This is a genomic window from Spiroplasma sp. hy2 (assembly GCF_044714365.1).
GTDB classification, from domain to species: domain Bacteria; phylum Bacillota_I; class Bacilli_A; order Mycoplasmatales; family Mycoplasmataceae; genus Spiroplasma; species Spiroplasma phoeniceum.
The window spans coordinates 1-3,024 of record NZ_RXFZ02000127.1; the positions used below are offsets into that span (position 1 = coordinate 1).

Sequence of the window (3,024 nt, forward strand, 5' to 3'; positions counted from 1 at the left end):
WATTCTGTAATTATTTTTTTCATTAATTATTTACCTTCATATATTAAAAATATACCTAATTTTAGGTATATTTTATAAATATCAAGAGTTTTCGACAAAATTAAAGACTTCTTGCATAACCTAGTTATTTTAAAATTCCTATAATTTCTATTTTAAATATATTTTATAGGAATTTTAAAATAACTAGGTTATGCAAGAAGTCTAATAAACAACCAATTAACTCAACTATATGAGCAAATAATGAAACACCTTTTGCGATAAAATTAAAAGATGAAAATATTAATTATTATTGAAAATTAATTGATGGTGAAAACATTTATGATGTTAATAAAATGTTAGAATACTTAAATCAATATAAATTAAGTTATTTTATGAATAATGATAATAAAGCAGATAATTTTTATACTAAAGAAGTTAAGGTTGGTAAATATTGAGATGCTTATATGGTTGATGATGTAAGTTCTATTCAATTTGGTGAAGCCAAATTTGAACAAGTATTTACTCAACAATCAACCGAAAGACAATATACTTTATTAATTTTAGATGAAGATGCTGAGAAATTAAATATTAATGATTATTATAATTTTTATACTGTATTTAATGACCGTGGATTAAATATTGGCGGTGGTGATATTAATTCTGCTCCCCAAGATAGACAATGATTATATCCATCTAATGTTATTAATTATTATTCACCATATGATGGTAGTTTCTTATGACAAGAAATTACCTTTTCAAGTATTAATGACAAAATTAGTCATAGTGGTTTATCAGTAAGACAATTTATTCAAACAAGTGCCCGGGGCGAAGGTTATTGTTTTCCTAAAATAACTTATGCTAAAAAATTAAATAAAGGTATTGTTGAATTAGATGAGGTTTTATTAAAAGACCCTGGTGTTAGAGCAATGGCAGTTAAATTTTATGGTAATCCRATCTTTTTTGATATGCCTGTTATTGGTCGRCCAATTATTAAAGGTCAATTTAATAAAAAAGTAATGAATTCCCGTGATTTATTAATGTATAACATGTATCCTGCTCCACCTGATAAAATAAATACTTATGCATCACCAGAAGTAAGTTGATATAACATTCAAGGTATTCAACCAACTATGATAACTGGTTATGAAGATTGAAAAAAAGATATGGAAAGTAGATACGACTTTTGAAATCAAAAAAATAGTGAAGGTATTGTTATAACTGATCCTKCMACTACATCAGCATCTAATTCTACTGTTGGTAGAAATATTCATAAAGAAGATAAGAACTCTAAATTTTATTGGTCTAAAAATTGAAATATAACACCACCAAATAAAATAAAAGTAAATAATGGCAATGTTGATAATATTATTAGTACTCAAGCCTCATCATATTTTAGAAAAAAAGATGAATTTGGTAATACTGTTGGACAAGTTCAAATTGAATATAATAAAATGGGTGCATGTAATGTTTGAGATATTTTAAATATGAATAATTTTATTAATAGCCAAATTACCGTATTACCTTTAAACTATACGCAAAAATTAGTCTTTAATCCTTTTACGATACCTGCTATTGGAAAGTTTTTAAACTTTGTTTCGTTTGGTATTCCTTGGGACTGAATTGGGAATTTAACAATTACCCAAGATGATAAATGACCTAATTTTCCATGACTTAATGGTTTTATGAGTGCTAATGTTTATAGTTTTTATAACGATGCCTTTTGAGGTGATAAGTCTGCTGGTAAAGGTTATTTACCATTTGAAATATTTAGAGAACAAGGAAACGACAAAGTTAGTGCTATGATTGGAACAAATGCTACTAGTTTAGGGTTTACTACTTTATTAACTGATAAATTTAAAGGGACTGTTTTAACTAATGATGGTAAACCAACCGAAGAATTAGTTTATTCAACTTATAATTTAAAACAATTAAATCCTAAAACTAACCGAGTTTATTTAATTAATGAAAAAACCAAATCAGTTGATGCACAAACACCAGTTAGTGATAGTGAAAAAGATAATAATTGCGAATTCTTACAAACACCAGATGGTACAAATTGTAGTTATATAATTGATATGTTTTCAATCCAAGCATTATATAAAAGTAATTTTGAAATTATCTTTTATGCTGATAATCCATATACAAATAATGAAGAAGATTACTTACGCTTATCAGTATGAAGTTTCAGAGGTAAAACAAAAAGTACATTAAATAATTATTTACGCGATATGACAACTAATTATAAAACTAGTTTCTTACTTCCACATGACTATGAAATACCAACATTTAATTACCCACAATATGTCTTACCACCAGTACCATATAACTATAAACCTTATACCAAAGATATTATGCCTTCTGATGTAGTACTACCATTAATAACTAAAATTACTGCACCAGCACAATGTAAATGAAAAAATAATTCTGGTTATTATAATAATATATTTTCTGATGAATTTAAGGATGTTTATTATGAGGTTGAAATTGATTTAAAACAAATTGACCCAACAATTCAAAGTATTAATAAATTTATTAGTTCATATAAAACTATTGAAATAAGTAATCTTAATAATATACAAGTTGAATGTGGACCACCTGAAATAGAAAATTTTATTCCTAATAGAAATGTTAATTTATCTGCGGGAGAATATTCATATAATCAGAATTTTGGTTCCTTAGCAAATATGACTTTAAAAGAAAGTGGTCGTTCACAAACTGATGAAGTTAATTTTGATAATATAAGAACTTTGTATACAGATAATATAACTAATGAAGTTCAAACATTTGAACCTATTGCATATACTAATGGACTGCCAAGTGGAAATTATCAAAATAGTTATACAACTGAAAAAAATAATGGAAATATTAAATTTTTATTACAAATAACAAAATTATCTAATAATGATAAAGATAAAATCAAAGAAACATATTTACAAGCATATTAGACTTCTTGCATAACCTATTAAAATAATTGTAAATATTTTTAAAAAGATACTAATAGCAAATTATAATTTTAATTAATTATGTCTTTTATTTAAAAATWWA

At 25.2% G+C, this 3,024-nt stretch carries 1 protein-coding gene; it reads left to right on the forward strand.

Going from position 1 to position 3,024, the window contains the following annotated elements; translation table 4 throughout:
- The first annotated feature begins 332 nt into the window (after positions 1-332).
- Positions 333-2,924 (forward strand): hypothetical protein, encoded by a 2,592-nt coding sequence (locus EHV01_RS04375; RefSeq protein ID WP_422066372.1) that lies wholly within the window; start codon positions 333-335, stop codon positions 2,922-2,924.
- The last annotated feature ends 100 nt before the right edge of the window (positions 2,925-3,024 follow it).